This window comes from Mycobacterium hubeiense (assembly GCF_002838065.1).
Lineage (GTDB): Bacteria > Actinomycetota > Actinomycetes > Mycobacteriales > Mycobacteriaceae > Mycobacterium > Mycobacterium hubeiense.
On record NZ_PIZU01000006.1, the window covers coordinates 59,803 to 75,728 of the forward strand.

The following is a 15,926-nucleotide window of genomic DNA, read 5'->3' on the forward strand; positions in this document are numbered from 1 at the left end:
CAACTGACGCCGCAGTCAAATTGTTGGCCGGATTGTTAGCTCGCCGAGACCCTCTCCTGCCGCTTTGGCTCTGCGTCCATGGCGCAAAACTCCGAGTGCGCCGCACCCTCAACGCAGAGTCAACTGCCGATAGAGTGGCTGCGATGTCCCGACCCGCCCCACCCTCGCTGACCGTTCGTTACGACGGATCGACCCGTACCTTCGCGGCGGGTAACGACGTGGTGATCGGCCGCGACCTGCGCGCCGACGTGCGCATCGCCCATCCGCTGATCTCCCGCGCGCATCTGGTGCTGCGGTTCGATCAGGGCCGCTGGGTGGCCATCGACAACGGCAGCCTCAACGGCATGTTCGTCAACGGCCGCCGGGTGCCGTCGGTCGACATTGCGGACGGGCAGGTCATCAACATCGGCAATCCCGACGGGCCGCGCCTGAGTTTCGAAGTCGGACGCCACACCGGCGCCGTCGGCCGCCCGCCGCAGACCACGTCGGTGCCCGTCGCGCACCGGCCCGCCACTCGGCCCAGCGCGCCGCCGCCACCGCCGCCGTCGCGCCCGTACACCCAGCCGCCGGGAACGCCGCGGCCCCAACCGATGTACCCGTCGGGTGCGCAACCGCGGTATCCGTCGGGCCCGCAGCCCAGCTACCCGAGCGGCCCCCAGTCGTACCCGTCCGCGCCGCAGTACGCCCCGAGCGCGCCGATGGCCCAGGCGCCCACCACGATTCGGCCCGCCCCGGGCCGCAGCGCCGCCGGCAACCTCGCGACCAGCATGCTCAAGATCCTGCGGCCGGGCGCGGCCGCAGAAGCCCCGCCGGGCGCCATCAAGATCGGCCGGGCCACCGACAACGACATCGTCATCCCCGACGTGCTGGCGTCGCGGCACCATGCGACGTTGATCCCGACCGCGGGCGGCACCGAGATCCGCGACGAGCGCAGCATCAACGGCACCTTCGTCAACGGCACGCGAGTGGAATCGGCGCTGCTGCGCGACGGCGACACCGTCACCATCGGCAACGTCGACCTGGTGTTCTCCGGCGGAACTTTGGTGCGCCGCACGGAAACCGAGGCGGCCACCCGCACCGGCGGCCTCGACGTGCACGGCGTCACGTGGACCATCGAGGGCAACAAGACTCTGCTGGACAACATTTCGATCTCCGCGCGGCCCGGCACGCTGACCGCGGTGATCGGCCCGTCGGGGGCGGGCAAGTCGACGTTCGCGCGGTTGGTGGCCGGCTACACCCACCCGACGACGGGCACGGTGTCGTTCGAGGGCCACAACATCCACGCCGAGTACGCCTCGCTACGGTCCCGGATCGGGATGGTGCCGCAGGACGATGTGGTGCACGGCCAGCTCACGGTCAACCAGGCGCTGATGTACGCCGCCGAGCTGCGGCTGCCGCCCGACACCACCAAGGAGGACCGGCGCCAGGTCGTCGCGCAGGTGCTCGAAGAGCTGGAGATGACGCGCCACGCCGACACCCGCGTCGACAAGCTGTCCGGCGGGCAGCGCAAGCGCGCGTCGGTGGCGCTTGAATTGCTCACGGGGCCATCGCTTTTGATTCTCGACGAGCCGACGTCGGGCCTGGATCCCGCGTTGGACCGGCAGGTCATGACCATGTTGCGTCAGCTCGCCGACGCGGGTCGCGTGGTGCTGGTGGTCACACACTCGCTGACGTATCTGGACGTGTGCGATCAGGTGCTGCTGTTGGCGCCCGGCGGCAAGACGGCGTTCTACGGGCCGCCGAGTCAGATCGGCCCGTCGATGGGCACCACCAACTGGGCGGACATCTTCGCCACCGTCGCCGGTGATCCGGAGGCGGCGCATCTGCGGTTCCTGGAGCGGGTGCAGCCGCCGCCCGCGCCGCCGGAGGGCGAGAAGCCCGTCGATCTGGGCGAGCCGACGCACACCAGTCTGCTGCGGCAGTTCTCCACCATCGCCAGACGCCAGCTGCGGCTGATCATCTCCGACCGCGGCTACTTCATCTTCCTGGCGCTGCTGCCGTTCATCATGGGCGTGCTGTCGCTGGCCGTGCCGGGCGAAGTCGGGTTCGGTATCCCCAACCCGATGGGTGACGCGCCCAACGAGCCGGGGCAGATCCTGGTGCTGCTCAACGTCGGTGCCATCTTCATGGGCACGGCGCTGACGATCCGCGACCTGATCGGTGAGCGTGCGATTTTCCGCCGCGAACAGGCGGTCGGGTTGTCGACGACGGCGTATCTGTTGGCGAAGATCTGCGTGTACACCGTGTTCGCCGTGGTGCAGTCGGCGATCGTGACGGCAATCGTGGTGTGGGGTAAGGGCGCTCCGACACAGGGCGCCGTGGTGCTGGGAAACCCGAGTTTGGAGCTGTTCGTCACTGTCGCCGCGACATGTGTGGCCGCGGCCATGGTGGGGCTGGCGCTTTCGGCGCTGGCCAAGTCCAACGAGCAGATCATGCCGCTGCTGGTGGTCGCGATCATGTCGCAGCTGGTGTTCTCCGGCGGCATGATCCCGGTGACCGACCGGCTGGTGCTCGACCAGATGTCGTGGGCGACACCGGCACGCTGGGGTTTCGCGGCGTCGGCGTCGACCGTCGACCTGATCAAACTGGTGCCCGGGCCGTTGACGCCGAAGGATTCGCACTGGGAGCACACGTCGAGCGCGTGGCTGTTCAACATGGCGATGCTGGGCGTGATCAGCCTCGTCTACGTCAGCTTCGTGCGCTTCAAGATCCGCCTCAAGGGCGGCTGAGCTACCCGCGCGCTGGGCGCGCGATTGATGCATCCAGTGAATGAGTCCGGGCAATATTGGACTTGGACATGTATTTATCGGCGCAATAGCCTGCGAGTATGACTTCCAGCCTGTCGTCGACCGCCGAACTGTCCGGGCAGATGCTCATCGCGGGGTCGCCGGTGAGCGGGTCGGGGGCCGAGATCCGTGGCTTCGATCCCACCACCGGATCCGTCCTGGAGCCGGCGTACCGGTACGGCGACGCGTCCCATGTCGAGGCTGCGTGCGCGGCCGCCGCCGAGGCGTTTGCCGAGTACCGCAGCGCCCCCAGCGAGCGACGCGCATCGTTCCTCGAGACGATCGCCGACAACATCGAGGCGATCCGCGATCAGGTGGTGGCACGCGCCGTCGCCGAGACGGGCCTGCCCGAGGCGCGGCTCACCGGTGAGGTCGGCCGCACCACCGGACAGCTGCGCATGTTCGCCGCGGTCCTGCGCGAGGGCAGCTGGAACGGCGCGCGCATCGACCCCGCCATGCCCGACCGGACGCCACTGCCCCGTCCCGACATCCGCCAGCGCAGCATCGCGCTGGGCCCGGTGGCCGTCTTCGGCGCCAGCAACTTCCCGCTCGCCTTCTCCGTCGCAGGTGGCGACACCGCGTCCGCGCTGGCCGCCGGCTGCCCGGTCGTCGTCAAGGCGCACGATGCGCATCCGGGCACGTCCGAACTCGTGGGCCGAGCGGTGACCGACGCCGTGCGGAGCTCCGGATTCCCCGCGGGAACGTTCTCGCTGCTCTACGGGTTCGGCCCCGAACTGGGCACCGCGCTCGTGACGGATCCACGGATCAAGGCCGTCGGATTCACCGGATCCCGTTCCGGCGGAATGGCTTTGGTGGCCGCAGCAGCGGCCCGCCCGGAGCCGATTCCGGTGTACGCCGAGATGAGCTCGATCAACCCGGTGTTCCTGCTCTCCGGTGCGCTGGCCAATCGCGCCGCCGACATCGGCCGCGCTTTCGTCGCGTCGCTCACGATGGGCTCCGGACAGTTCTGCACCAACCCGGGACTGGTGATCGCCGTCGACGGGCCCGAGCTGGACACGTTCATCGCCGCCGCGCGCGACGCGCTGGCCGAGAGCGAGCCCGCCGCGATGCTCACCCCCGCCATCGCCGAGAACTTCCGCCGCGGGGTCGAAGCGTTGCAGGGCGAGGCCGATCTCATCGCCCGCAGCGCCGCCAAAGACGCGCCGACCGTCTGCCCCGCCGCGCTGTTCAGCACCGACGCCGCAAGCCTTTTGGCCTCCGAGAAGCTGCAGGCCGAGGTGTTCGGCGCGGCCAGCCTGGTGGTCCGGTGTGCGGACGGTGACGAGATGCGCAAGGTCGCGGCCAACATCGAAGGACAGTTGACCGCCACCGTGCACGCCGACGACGCCGACCACGACGAGGCGCGCGAACTGCTGCCGATCCTCGAACTCAAGGCCGGGCGAATTCTGTTCAACGGCTGGCCCACCGGCGTCGAAGTCGGCTACGCCATGGTGCACGGCGGACCGTTCCCGGCGACGTCGGACTCTCGGTCCACCTCCGTGGGCGCGCGGGCGATCGAACGATTCCTGCGGCCCGTCTGCTACCAAGACGTGCCGACTCCGTTGCTGCCCAGCCCGATTGCCGACGGCAACCCCGAGCGGCTGTGGCGCCGTATCGACGGCAACCTCACCAAAGACTGACCACCCACTCACCACCACATCGCGAGGAGTCCGCATGCACCCCGCCTTTGACGGCGTCCTGTTCTTTCCCGTCACCCCGTTCACCGAATCAGGTGACGTGGATACCGAACGCTTGGCGCAGCACGTCGCCAAGGGCGTCGATGCCGGGCCCGGTGGTGTGTTCATCGCCTGCGGCACCGGCGAATTCCACGCTCTGGATGCCTCGGAACTGAACACCATCGTGCGCACCGCCGTCGACGTGGTCGACGGGCGGGTCCCGGTCTACGCGGGAACGGGCGGGTCCATCGCGCACGCCAAGACCTTTGCCCGGGTGGCACAGGAGGCCGGCGCCGACGGGTTGCTGCTGCTGCCCCCGTATCTCGTGGAGATGCCGCAGGCCGGCCTGGTGGCGTACACCCGGGCGGTCACCGACGCCACCGACCTGCCCGTCATCGTCTACAACCGCAACAACGCGCGCTACACCGAAGCCTCGGCCGTGGAGGTCGCACAGATCGACAATGTTGTCGGATTCAAGGACGGCACAGGCGATTTGGATCAGGTCTCGCGGATCGTACGCGCCGTCACTGACGCGCTCGTACCGAGTGGCAAGCCCTTCCAGTTCTTCAACGGCCTACCGACGGCGGAGGTGTCGCAGCAGGCGTACCGAGCGATCGGGGTGACGCTGTACTCGTCGGCGACGTTCGCGTTCGCGCCGGAACTGGCGCTGGCTTTCTACAACGCCCTCGAGACGGGCAACGAGCCGTTGACTGCCGCACTGCTGCGGGAGTTCTTCCACCCGCTGGTGCGGCTGCGCGACACGGTGCCGGGCTATGCGGTGTCGTTGATCAAAGCCGGTGTGACACTGGAGGGAATCGACGCCGGGGTGGTGCGCCCGCCGTTGATCATGCCGTCGGACGAGGACGTCGCCGCGCTGCGGGAGATTCTGGCATCCGGTCGCGCTGCCCTCGCCGAGGCGCTCGCCGACCAAGCCGTCCAGCGATGACCCCGATCCGCATCACGGGTGCGCGTATCACGCCCGTGGCGTTCGTCGACCCGCCGCTGCTGAATACCGTTGGCGTACACCAGCCGTTCGCGCTGCGCGCGATCGTCGAACTCGACACCGACGCCGGACTCGTCGGCCTCGGGGAGACCTACGCCGACGCCGCGCATCTGGACCGTCTGGCAGCGGCCGCAGAGGCGATCCGCGGACAGGATGTATTCGCGCTCAACGCTATTCGGCAACTCATCGCCGATCGGATCGGCGATGACGGCCCAGCGGGGCAGTACGGCTCCGGCCTGACTGGGATGATCACCACGTCGAGCACCGTCGACCGCGTCTTCTCCCCGTTCGAGGTGGCCTGCCTCGACGTTGCCGGCCACGCGCTGGGGCGACCGGTGTCCGACCTGCTGGGCGGCAAGGTCCGCGACGCGGTTCCATTCAGCGCCTACCTCTTCTACAAGTGGGATGCCCATCCCGGCCAGGAGCCCGACTCGTGGGGCGCGGCGCTGGATCCGGACGGCATCGTCGCGCAGGCCCGCCGGATGATCGACGAATATGGCTTCACCGCAATCAAACTCAAGGGCGGGGTGTTTCCTCCCGAGGAGGAGATGGCGGCCATCGAATCGCTGCGGGCGGCGTTCCCGCACCACCCGCTGCGACTGGACCCGAACGCGGCGTGGACGCCGCAGACCTCCGTCAAGGTGGCGTCGGGCCTGGCCGGTGTGCTGGAGTACCTGGAAGATCCGACGCCGGGCATCGACGGGATGGCCGAGGTGGCCCGGCAGGCGCCGATGCCGCTGGCCACCAACATGTGCGTCGTCGCGTTCGACGAGGTGGCGCCCGCGATAGCCAAACAGGCTGTCGGCGTGGTGCTTTCCGACCACCACTACTGGGGCGGTCTGCAGCGGTCGCGGCTGCTGGCCGGCATCTGCGACACCTTCGGGCTCGGCCTGTCGATGCACTCCAACTCGCACCTGGGCATCAGTTTGGCGGCGATGGTGCACCTGGCCGCCGCGACGCCCAACCTGACCTACGCGTGCGACACACACTGGCCGTGGAAGGACTCCCAGACCCAGGAGGTCGTCAAACCCGGCGCCCTGGAATTCGTCGACGGATCGGTTGCGGTGCCCACGACACCCGGCCTGGGCGTCGAGATCGACGAGGAGCGACTCGCCGCACTGCACGAGCAGTACGTCCGCTGCGGCATCCGCGACCGCGACGACACGGCCTATATGCGCAGCATCGATCCGGACTTTCGGGCGGTGAGCCCGCGCTGGTGACCAGCGCAGGAATAGACTGATGCACAGTTGCCGCGTCGGCAGCGCTGAATGATGCGAGGGGTGCATCGGTGTTTTCGCTCGCCCGCCTGTCCTGCTTCATCGCGGTCGCCGAGGAACTGCACTTCGGACGCGCCGCCGAACGCCTGCACATGACGCAACCGCCGCTGAGCCGGCAGATCCAGCAGCTGGAGAACGAGCTCGGCGTGCATCTCATCGACCGCACCACGCGATCGGTCACCCTCACCCCGGCCGGGGTGGCGTTCCTGCCCGACGCCCGTCGCATCCTTCAACTGGCCGAGGGGGCCGCGCTCAACGTCAAGCGGGTGCCCGCGGGCGACCTCGGCACCGTCGTGATCGGCTTTACCGCGGCGTCGGCGCACGCGGTACTCCCCCGGCTGCTCGACCAGGCGCGCGAACAACTTCCCGATGTGAAACTTGAACTGCGCGAGATGGTTTCGGCCGCCCAGCTCGAGGGGTTGATGACCGGAGAGCTCGATCTCGGCATGGCCCGGCCACCGCTGAAACGTCCGGGCATCGTGTCACGTCCACTGCTGCACGAACAACTCATCGTCGCGCTGCCCGTCGCGCACCCGCTGCTCGACATCACCCGCCAACTGACGCTGAACGACCTCGACGGACAAGACCTGGTCATGTACTCGCCGGTGGAGGCACGGTACTTCCACGAACTGCTGATATCGGCCTTCACCATCGCCGGGGCCACCCCCCGCTACGTCCAGTACGTCACGCAGGTGCACACCATGCTGGTGCTGGTGCGCTCCGGCATCGGTTTGGCGCTGGTGCCCGCGTCGGCCGCCACACTGCACCCGGTCGGGGTGGTCTACCGGTCGATCGGCGCGTTCCGGGAACGACCGGTCGAGCTCGACGCGGCATGGCGAAGCGACAGCACCAATCCCGCGCTGCACCGGTTGTTGCGCGACGTGCTCCCGCAACGCGAATGGACCACAGATGATCTCGTCGACGACGAACTGCGTTAGGCCGAGGCCGGCACCGGCACCGGCGTAACGAGCTCGCCGGTGGCCAGGAACTGGTCGAGGTTGCGCAGCGTGAGTTTCTCCATCGCAGCGCGGGTTTGAACAGTGCCGCTCGCGACGTGTGGCAGCAGCACGACGTTGTCCATGTCCAACAACGCAGCGGGAACGTGTGGCTCGTCGGCGAATACGTCGAGCCCCGCACCCGCGAGCCGGCCCGCGCGCAGAGCGTCCACCAGTGCCTCCTCGTCGACGACGCTGCCGCGGGCGACGTTGATCAGATACCCGTCGGGCCCCAGTGCGTCGAGCACGGCGCCGCCGATCAGATGACGGGTCCCTGCACCACCTGCCGCGGCGACGATCAGTACGTCGACCTCGCCCGCAAGCTCGACCGGTGAGGCCGCGTAAACATAAGGGGTGTCAACGATTTCGCGGCGGTTGTGGTAGCTGATCGAACAGCCGAATGCGGTCAACCGCTGCGCGATAGCGCGGCCGATGCGGCCCAGGCCGAGGATCCCGACGCGGGTGTTGCTGACCTGGCGGGTGAGCGGATAGTTGCCGTCGGCAACCCACCGGCCCGCCCGCAGATAGCGGTCGGCCGCCGAGAACTGGCGCAGCACATCGATCATCAACCCGACAGCGGTGTCGGCCACACAATCGGTGAGCACGTCGGGGGTATTGCTGACGGCGATCCCGCGCCGCGCCGCCTCCTCCACGTCGGTGGTGTCATAGCCGACTCCGAAGTTGATGACCGCACCGAGGCGCGGTAGCGCAGACATGAGTGCGGCGTCGACGCCGGTGCGGCCCGACGTCACGGCGACGGTGATCTCGTCGGCGTGGACGGCGAGGAACGCCTCGCGCTCGGCCACGTCATCGGACAGCACATGCGCGGCATACGCGCTGCGCAGAGTTTCGGCAAGTGACGGCTTCAGTGGGCCGACTTGGAGCACAGAGGACACGGGCTCTCCTTCGAGGTCTGCCGCTACGGTATGCCGCCCGGCGGATACCCGTCCAACACGGAAATAGCATGGATTAGTGCGCAAGGCGCATGAGTCGGCATCATAGCGTGCTGCGACGCGGCCGACGGCGCGTGCACTCGGCTAAAACTGCAGTTCATAAGGCACTTTGCACGTCTTCGAAGGGCTGGTCGAGGACATCGGAACCCGGCGTTTCCGGCGATTTCGGTGGGTTGACGGTTTCTTGCGCACGGCCATAGCGTGTGCCTGCGGTCACACACTCTATTCACATACGTGGACATCACAATCCGGAGGACCCATGAGACGCGTCGCTGCCGTCCTGGCCGGGGCCTGCCTTGCCGCGGCGGGCTGCACCGTCGCCAACTCGGGCCACGGCGGGTATGACCTCAACACGTTGCGGATCGTGCTGCCCGAAGAGCCGCCCACCCTCGAACCGTGCGAGAGCTCGCTGACGTCGACGGGCGTCGTCGTGCGCTCCAACATCACCGAACCGCTCGTCGAACGCGACCCCACCACCGGCGATCTCGGGCCGCTGCTGGCGACCGGCTGGCGCCAGACCTCCCCCACGGAGTGGACCTTCGATATCCGCCGAGGGGTCACCTTCTCCGACGGCACACCCTTCACCGCAGCCGACGCCGCGTTCTCCATCGACCGTGCCGTCAACTCGGATCTGCAGTGCAACGTCGACGGATACGTCTTCGGCAATGACGAGCTGGCCGTCTCGGCACCCGACGACACCACCGTCGTCGTCGGCACCAACAAGCCCGATCCGATTCTGCCGCTGCGGATTTCCTTCGTGGAGATCGTGCCGCGGTCGACCAGCACCGCCGAGAAGGTGCGCGAACCGATCGGCACCGGCCCCTACGCCATCGAGCGCTGGGAGTACGGCCAGAAGCTCGTCCTCAAGCGCAACGACACCTACTGGGGCGCCAAGCCGGACTTCGCGCGGGCCGAATACCAGTGGCGCAGTGAGGGAAGCGTGCGCGCGGCCATGGTGGTCAACGACGAGGCCGACATCGGCACGTCGATCGGACCGGAAGACGGTGCGGGCGATCTCGGTGTGGCGTTCCCCAACAACGAAACCACCGCGTTGCGCATCACGGGTACCGAAGCGCCGCTCAACGACATCCGCATCCGCCAGGCCATCAACTACTCCGTCAACCGCACCGGCATCGTCAAGGCGCTGTTCCGTGGGTTGGGTGAGCCGGCCGCACAACTCATTCCCGATGGCGTCGTCGGGCACAACCCGGATCTGCCGCTGTGGCCGCATGATCCGGAAAAGGCCCGCCAGCTCGTCGCCGAGGCGAAGGCCGACGGGGTGCCGGTCGAGACGCCGATCAGGCTGATCGGACGCACCGCGCAGTTCCCGAAGATCACCGAGACCATGGAGGTCATCCAGAGCGAGCTCACCGAGGCCGGGCTCACCGTCAACATCGAGATGATGGACACGGCCGGGCAGCTGCAGTACCAGCTGCAGCCCTTCCCGGAGAACGCCGGACCGTTCGTGGCCATGATCATGCACGGCAACCAGGCCGGTGACGCCGCGTTCAGCGTCGACCAGTACATGCGCAGCGACGGTGCCCAGAATGCCTTCGGCACTGCGGCTTTCGACACGAAGATCGATGCGGCGGGCGAACTCACCGGCAAGCAACGCCAGCAGGCCTACGCGCGGCTGTTCGCCGAGGAGCCGAATGAGATCGCCCAATTCGCCTACATCGCACACATGAACGGTGTGCTCGCCAAGTCGGCCCGCGTCGACTATCAGCCCAACTCCGCGACCGGCGACGAGATGCGACTTTCGGACATGAAATTCGCCGCCGACGACCGGACCGACACGCAATAGGAAGCGGGACTCATGCTTGCCTTCGTCCGGCGCCGGATGTACACCAGCGCGCTGCCGTTGATCGTGGTGCTGCTCGGCGTGTTTCTGCTGGCTCGCCTCACCGGCGACCCGACCAGCCTCTACCTGCCCGAGTCCGCCACCCAGGAACAGCGCGAGGCCTTCGCCGCCAAGAACGGCTTCGACCAGCCGCTGCTGACCCAGCTCATCGATTACTTCAAGGGCGTCATCCACCTGGACTTCGGAACGTCCCTTCGCACAGGCGAATCCGCGTCGGAGATGGCGCTGCGGGCCTTCCCTGCGACGCTGCAGCTGGCCATCACCACCATGCTGCTTGCGATCGTCGGCGCAGTCGTGATCGGCTGCTGGGCGGCCTACCGGCCCAATTCGCTTGCCGACCGGCTGTCGAGCCTGTTGTCCATGACCGCGGCCAGCATTCCCGACTTCTGGTTCGCCATCACCGGCGTGTGGCTGTTCGCCGTCCTGCTCGGCGTGCTGCCGACCTCGGGCGTCGACAGCGGGCTGTCCTGGATCCTGCCGATCGCCACGTTGATGATCCGACCGCTCGGCGTGCTCACCCAAGTCGTCCGCGGCGCAATGGTTTCCGCGCTGTCGGCGCCATATGTGCGGCTGGCGCGCAGCAAGGGTGCGAGCGATCTGCGGGTGGTCACCCATCACGCGCTGCGTAATGCCGCCGCGCCGGCACTGACGGTCGCGGGCGATCTCGCGGTCGGGCTGATCAACGGCGCTGTGGTGGTCGAGGCCATCTTCGGCTGGCCCGGCATCGGCAAGCTGATGATCGACGCGATCCTGCAGCGTGACTTCGCGGTGCTGCAGGCCGCGGTGCTGCTCACCGCCGTCGCCATTTTCGTCCTGAACATCATCATCGACGCCTGTTACGCGCTGCTCGACGCGCGTGTCCGCGAGCCGGCACGGGTCTAAAGGGAGTTCCACGTGAGCACACAAATCGAATTCGTGCCGGCGAAACCCACGACGGCGATCGTCGGCGAACCGGACACCGAGGCCTCGCCCAAACGCGGGCGCTCGTCCTGGTACCGGCTTTTGGTCGCTGGCCACCCGCATCGACCTGGACAACTCGAATCAGCCGCCGTTCACCCTTGCGCACGGCTGGGCCAACATTCTCGGCACGGATCCGTTGGGCCGCAGCATGTTGGCCCGGCTCGTCGTCGCGAGCCGCACCACCTTGTCGGTGGCCGTGCCCGCTGTGGTGCTCTCCGCGGTCGTCGGCTCGGCGATCGGAATGTGGGCCGGCTACCACCGCGGCTGGCGCGAGACCCTTGCGATGCGGGTGGCCGACGTGATCATGAGCTTCCCCTCGCTGCTGCTGGCGGTGGTCGTGCTGTACGTGTTCTCGCCGAGCGCGGCGAATATCGTTCTGGTGCTGGCAATCACGCGCATCCCGGTCTACCTGCGCACCGCGCGGGCCGAGTCTGCCGAGCTGCAGAGCAGGCTGTTCGTCGACGCTGCACGCACGTTCGGGGCCAGCGCGCACGCGATCATCTGGCGCCACGTGCTGCCGATCGTGCTGCCAACCCTGCTGACCGTTGCGACACTGGACTTCTGCTACGTCATGCTGGCCGAGAGCTCCTTGAGCTTCCTGGGCATCGGCATCCAGCCGCCCGACGTCAGCTGGGGCCTGATGGTGTCGCAGGGCCGCACCTATCTGCACACCGCCTGGTGGCTGTCGTTCTTCCCCGGCCTCGCGATCGTCATCACCACGGTCTCGGCCACCATCCTCGCCGCGTGGGCCAGGATCGCGACCGATCCCGGCCAGCGCTGGCGGCTCACCGTTCCGCAAAAACGCCTGTCCCGCTTCACCAAGACCGCGAAGGCCCTCTCATGACCGCGCTCGCCGATCACGTGCCCACCACCGCCGTCAATGCCAGCCCGGCATTGCAGGTCGACGGGCTGACCGTCGACATCCGCACCATCGCCGGGACCGTGCGGGCGGTCAACGACGTGTCGTTCGCCGCCCACCGCGGCGAAACACTGGCGCTGCTGGGCGAATCCGGCTGCGGCAAGTCGATGACGGCCACGGCGCTGGTCGGGTTGCTCGAACCCGTCGCCGAGGTGGTCGCCGGCTCCGCCCGTCTCGACGACGTCGATCTGCTGGCGGCAGACAAGAACACCCGGCGCAAACTGGCCGGCACCGAACTGGCGATCGTGTTCCAGGACGCGCTGACCGCACTCAACCCCCTCTACACCGTGGGAACTCAGCTGGCAGAACCGTTCCGGATTCACCACGGCATGTCGGCGAAAGAGGCCAAGCGCAAAGCCGTCGATCTGATGGCCCGGGTGGGAATTCCGCAGCCCGAATCCCGACTGAACGCCTATCCGCACCAGTTCTCCGGCGGCATGCGGCAGCGCCTGCTGATCGCGATGGCCGTCGCGTTGAACCCGAGCGTGCTGATCGCCGACGAGCCGACCACCGCACTGGACGTCACGGTGCAGGCGCAGATCATGGCGCTCTTGCGGGATCTGCGCACGGAGTTCAACATGGCCGTCATCCTGATCACCCATGACTTGGCCCTGGTCGCCGAGGAGGCCGACCGGGTCGCGGTGATGTATGCCGGCAACATCGTCGAAACCGGTTCGGTGTCAGACGTTTTCGCTGATCCTCGGCATCCCTACACCAAGGGTCTGCTGAACTCCGTTCCGGTCAACGCCGTACGCGGCGAGGAACTCAAATCCATCGGCGGCGCGCCGCCGGACCTTCATTCGATACCGCCCGGCTGCGTCTACCAGGCGCGCTGCCCGTTGGCGCGGGAGATCTGCACGACGACCCGGCCCACCCTGCGGTCGGTGTCCGATGGCCGAAAAGCCGCCTGCCACTTCCCCGAAGAGGTACCCAATGTCTGATCGACTGCTCGAGGTCCGCGACGTGACCAAGACCTTCCCGGTGGCCGGTAAGAACACGCTGCGTGCGCTCGACGGCATCAGTCTGGACCTGGCACGCGGTGAGACGCTGGGCCTCGTCGGCGAATCCGGCTGCGGGAAGTCGACCCTGGCGAGGACATTGCTGATGCTCGAGCGCCCCGACTCCGGAACCGTCACCTTCGACGGCATCGACCCGTTCAGCCTGCGTAACAAGGACTTACTGGCCTTTCGTAGGCGGGTGCAGATGGTGTTCCAGGACCCGTACGCGTCGTTGAACTCCCGCATGTCGGCGGGCGACATCATCGCCGAGCCGTGGCGCACGCACAAGACGCTCTACAAGAGTCGCCGCGACCGTGAGATGCGGGTGCGCGGGCTGCTGGATCTCGTCGGTCTGAGGGCCCGCGATGCCGACCGGTACCCTCAGGAGTTCTCCGGCGGGCAGCGCCAGCGCATCGGCATCGCGCGCGCCCTCGCGCTGAACCCCGACGTCATCGTCTGCGACGAACCCGTCTCCGCGCTGGACCTGTCCGTGCAGGCGCAGGTGCTCAACCTGCTCAACGACCTGCAGCAGCAGCTCGGCATCAGCTATATCTTCATCTCACACGACCTGTCGGTGGTACGCCACGTCGCCGACCGGGTGGCGGTGATGTACCTGGGCCGGATCATCGAAAACGGGCCCACCGAAGCCGTTTTCGACCGCCCCAACCACCCCTACACCGCCGCGCTGATGTCGGCGGCGCCGAAACTCGAAGCGGCCCAACGGGGTAACCGGATTCTGCTGAAGGGTGAAGTGCCGTCGCCGCTGAACCCGCCATCGGGCTGCCGGTTCCGCACCCGCTGCTGGCGTGCCACCGATATCTGCGCCACCCAGGCACCACCCGTCGCCCCCGATCCGCAGGTCAGCGGGCACAGCGCCGAGTGCCATCACCCGCTGCTGGCGGAGGGCGCCATCCCCGTTACCGTCTCAGCGTGAGCATTGCCGCCTATTCCATTGTCGCCGTGGCGATTGTGCTGGCGTCCTGCATGCAGGCGTCGATCGGCTTCGGAATGGGCATGCTCGCCGCGCCGATCGTCGCGATCGTCGATCCGGGCCTCATTCCCGGCACCCTGATCATGCTGGCCACACTGCTGACGGTGCTCGTCGTGATACGGGAACATCAGCACATCGATCTGGCCGGCACCGGCTGGGCGCTCATCGGGCGCGTGCCGGGCACCATCGCCGGTGCGCTTCTGCTGGCCGCCCTGCCCGAACGCGCGCTGGCGCTGGTGCTCGCCGGCGTGGTGCTCGGCGGCGTCGCACTCACCAGCGTCGGCTGGATCCCCGCGCCGCATCCCCGCAATCTGGTGTTGGCCGGAGCCACCTCCGGGGTGCTCGGCACCGCGACATCGATCGGCGGGCCGCCGATGGCGCTGGTGTGGCAGAACACCTCCGGCGCGGCGCTGCGCGGAACGATGAGCGGGTTCTTCCTCGTCGGCTCCATGATGTCGATCGCGGTGCTCACGGTCACCGGGGCCGTCGACAGCGGGACCGTGTCGTCGTTCGCCACGCTGATACCGGCGGTGGTGGTCGGCTATTTGCTGTCCCGCTTGGTGAATCGCCTGCTGGATCCGCGGCGGCAGCGGTGGACGGCTATCACGATCTCGGCGATCGGGGCGATCGTGCTGATCGTGCGGCAACTGGTCGGGTTCTGATGTCCCCGTATGTGAACATGGCAACCGTGCAACCATCCGAGGCCGCCGTGCGCAAGGTGAAGTCGGCGGTGCGCACCGTCGAGTTGCTGGAGTACCTCGCGTCACGTCAGGACCAGCCGGCCCGCATCCGTGACATCGCAGCGGCCCTCGACGTGCCGCGCAGCAGCCTGCACGCATTGTTGCGGACGTTGGTCGCTGCGGGCTGGGTCCGCTGCGACGCGTCGGGAACGTTGTACGGCATCGGGATTCGCGCGCTGCTGGTGGGCACCAGCTACCTCGACACCGATCCGTATCTGCCGATCATCACACCGTTTCTCGACGACCTGCGGCGCGAGCTGGACGAGACATTCCACGTGGCACGGCTCGACGGCACCGACGTCGTGTACCTGGCGACCCGCGAATCCGGACAGTACGTGCGCACCCACAGCCGAGTCGGCCGACGGCTGCCTGCCTACGCCACCGCGCTGGGAAAGGCGCTACTCGCCGAACGATTCGGCGCCGAGCGCGACGAGTGCCTGCCGGAGCAGCTGACGCCGCTGACCCCACACACCATCACCGACAGATCGGACCTCCACAACGCGCTCGATGAGGTGCGCATCCGCGGCTACGCGATCGACGATGAAGAGAACACGTTGGGGCTGCGGTGTTTTGCGGTGCCGCTGCGATACGCGCAGCCCGCGCAGGACGCGATCAGCGCATCGGTGCCGATCGCGCGGTTGACACCCGAGCGCGAACGCGACCTCGTCGAGGCGCTGCGGGCGGTCGCCGACAAGGCGTCACGGGTGGTTCGATCAATGCAGCTACGGCATTAGTCCATGCCTTCATAGTGTTGGACATGCATCGAC

At 67.8% G+C, this 15,926-nt stretch carries 12 protein-coding genes and 1 pseudogene; 12 read left to right on the plus strand and 1 reads right to left on the minus strand.

The features are described from left to right. Positions 1-143: 143 nt before the first annotated feature. The 5 genes from CWS39_RS07165 (at position 144) to CWS39_RS07185 (ending at position 7,680) form a co-directional block, all read left to right on the plus strand. The gene (locus tag CWS39_RS07165; protein ID WP_102142220.1) at positions 144-2,729 is read left to right on the plus strand and encodes an FHA domain-containing protein; all 2,586 of its coding nucleotides are present in this window, start codon (positions 144-146) and stop codon (positions 2,727-2,729) included. A 98-nt stretch (positions 2,730-2,827) separates the two neighbouring features. Further along, on the plus strand, positions 2,828-4,426 hold the full coding sequence (locus CWS39_RS07170; RefSeq protein WP_102142221.1) for an aldehyde dehydrogenase (NADP(+)): 1,599 nt from the start codon (positions 2,828-2,830) through the stop codon (positions 4,424-4,426). Positions 4,427-4,460: 34 nt separating this feature from the next. Then, positions 4,461-5,408: a 5-dehydro-4-deoxyglucarate dehydratase gene (locus CWS39_RS07175; protein WP_102142222.1), complete on the plus strand. Its 948-nt coding sequence runs from the start codon at positions 4,461-4,463 to the stop codon at positions 5,406-5,408. Then, positions 5,405-6,685 carry a glucarate dehydratase family protein gene (locus tag CWS39_RS07180; RefSeq protein WP_102142223.1) on the plus strand — a complete coding sequence of 427 codons (1,281 nt, stop codon included), beginning with the start codon at positions 5,405-5,407 and terminating at the stop codon, positions 6,683-6,685. The genes CWS39_RS07175 and CWS39_RS07180 overlap by 4 nt, the downstream gene beginning before the upstream one ends. A 68-nt stretch (positions 6,686-6,753) precedes the next feature. After that, on the plus strand, positions 6,754-7,680 hold the full coding sequence (locus CWS39_RS07185; protein WP_102142224.1) for a LysR substrate-binding domain-containing protein: 927 nt from the start codon (positions 6,754-6,756) through the stop codon (positions 7,678-7,680). Here CWS39_RS07185 and CWS39_RS07190 read toward each other — a convergent pair. Beyond that, positions 7,677-8,633, minus strand: a complete 957-nt coding sequence (locus CWS39_RS07190; RefSeq protein WP_102142225.1) for a 2-hydroxyacid dehydrogenase — start codon at positions 8,631-8,633, stop codon at positions 7,677-7,679. The two genes, CWS39_RS07185 and CWS39_RS07190, sit on opposite strands and share 4 nt — an antisense overlap. A 316-nt stretch (positions 8,634-8,949) precedes the next feature. Here CWS39_RS07190 and CWS39_RS07195 point away from each other — a divergent pair, with 316 nt between their 5' ends. The 7 genes and pseudogenes from CWS39_RS07195 to CWS39_RS07225 all read left to right on the plus strand — a co-directional run bounded on the left by CWS39_RS07195 (position 8,950) and on the right by CWS39_RS07225 (position 15,893). Continuing rightward, complete coding sequence (locus CWS39_RS07195; protein ID WP_102142226.1) at positions 8,950-10,494, plus strand: ABC transporter substrate-binding protein; 1,545 nt, start codon at positions 8,950-8,952, stop codon at positions 10,492-10,494. 12 nt (positions 10,495-10,506) lie between these two features. After that, entirely contained in the window at positions 10,507-11,433 is a 927-nt protein-coding gene (locus CWS39_RS07200) for an ABC transporter permease (protein WP_102142227.1), read from the plus strand. A 12-nt stretch (positions 11,434-11,445) separates the two neighbouring features. Continuing rightward, a pseudogene (locus CWS39_RS07205) lies at positions 11,446-12,355 on the plus strand (ABC transporter permease). Next, positions 12,352-13,371: an ABC transporter ATP-binding protein gene (locus CWS39_RS07210; RefSeq protein ID WP_102142228.1), complete on the plus strand. Its 1,020-nt coding sequence runs from the start codon at positions 12,352-12,354 to the stop codon at positions 13,369-13,371. Before CWS39_RS07205 ends, CWS39_RS07210 begins: the two are co-directional and overlap by 4 nt. Then, positions 13,364-14,362 carry an ABC transporter ATP-binding protein gene (locus CWS39_RS07215; RefSeq protein ID WP_102142229.1) on the plus strand — a complete coding sequence of 333 codons (999 nt, stop codon included), beginning with the start codon at positions 13,364-13,366 and terminating at the stop codon, positions 14,360-14,362. Before CWS39_RS07210 ends, CWS39_RS07215 begins: the two co-directional genes overlap by 8 nt. Beyond that, positions 14,359-15,081, plus strand: coding sequence for a sulfite exporter TauE/SafE family protein (locus CWS39_RS07220; protein ID WP_102142230.1), 723 nt, complete (start codon positions 14,359-14,361; stop codon positions 15,079-15,081). The genes CWS39_RS07215 and CWS39_RS07220 overlap by 4 nt, the downstream gene beginning before the upstream one ends. A gap of 26 nt (positions 15,082-15,107) precedes the next feature. Next, positions 15,108-15,893, plus strand: a complete 786-nt coding sequence (locus CWS39_RS07225; RefSeq protein ID WP_233213390.1) for an IclR family transcriptional regulator — start codon at positions 15,108-15,110, stop codon at positions 15,891-15,893. The last annotated feature ends 33 nt before the right edge of the window (positions 15,894-15,926 follow it).

Bases quoted from the DNA above. Each gene is read 5' to 3' on its own strand.
- CWS39_RS07165 (WP_102142220.1), top strand. From the start codon at position 144: ATGTCCCGACCCGCCCCACCCTCGCTGACCGTTCGTTACGACGGATCG.
- CWS39_RS07170 (WP_102142221.1), top strand. From the start codon at position 2,828: ATGACTTCCAGCCTGTCGTCGACCGCCGAACTGTCCGGGCAGATGCTC.
- CWS39_RS07175 (WP_102142222.1), top strand. From the start codon at position 4,461: ATGCACCCCGCCTTTGACGGCGTCCTGTTCTTTCCCGTCACCCCGTTC.
- CWS39_RS07180 (WP_102142223.1), top strand. From the start codon at position 5,405: ATGACCCCGATCCGCATCACGGGTGCGCGTATCACGCCCGTGGCGTTC.
- CWS39_RS07195 (WP_102142226.1), top strand. From the start codon at position 8,950: ATGAGACGCGTCGCTGCCGTCCTGGCCGGGGCCTGCCTTGCCGCGGCG.
- CWS39_RS07200 (WP_102142227.1), top strand. From the start codon at position 10,507: ATGCTTGCCTTCGTCCGGCGCCGGATGTACACCAGCGCGCTGCCGTTG.
- CWS39_RS07210 (WP_102142228.1), top strand. From the start codon at position 12,352: ATGACCGCGCTCGCCGATCACGTGCCCACCACCGCCGTCAATGCCAGC.
- CWS39_RS07215 (WP_102142229.1), top strand. From the start codon at position 13,364: ATGTCTGATCGACTGCTCGAGGTCCGCGACGTGACCAAGACCTTCCCG.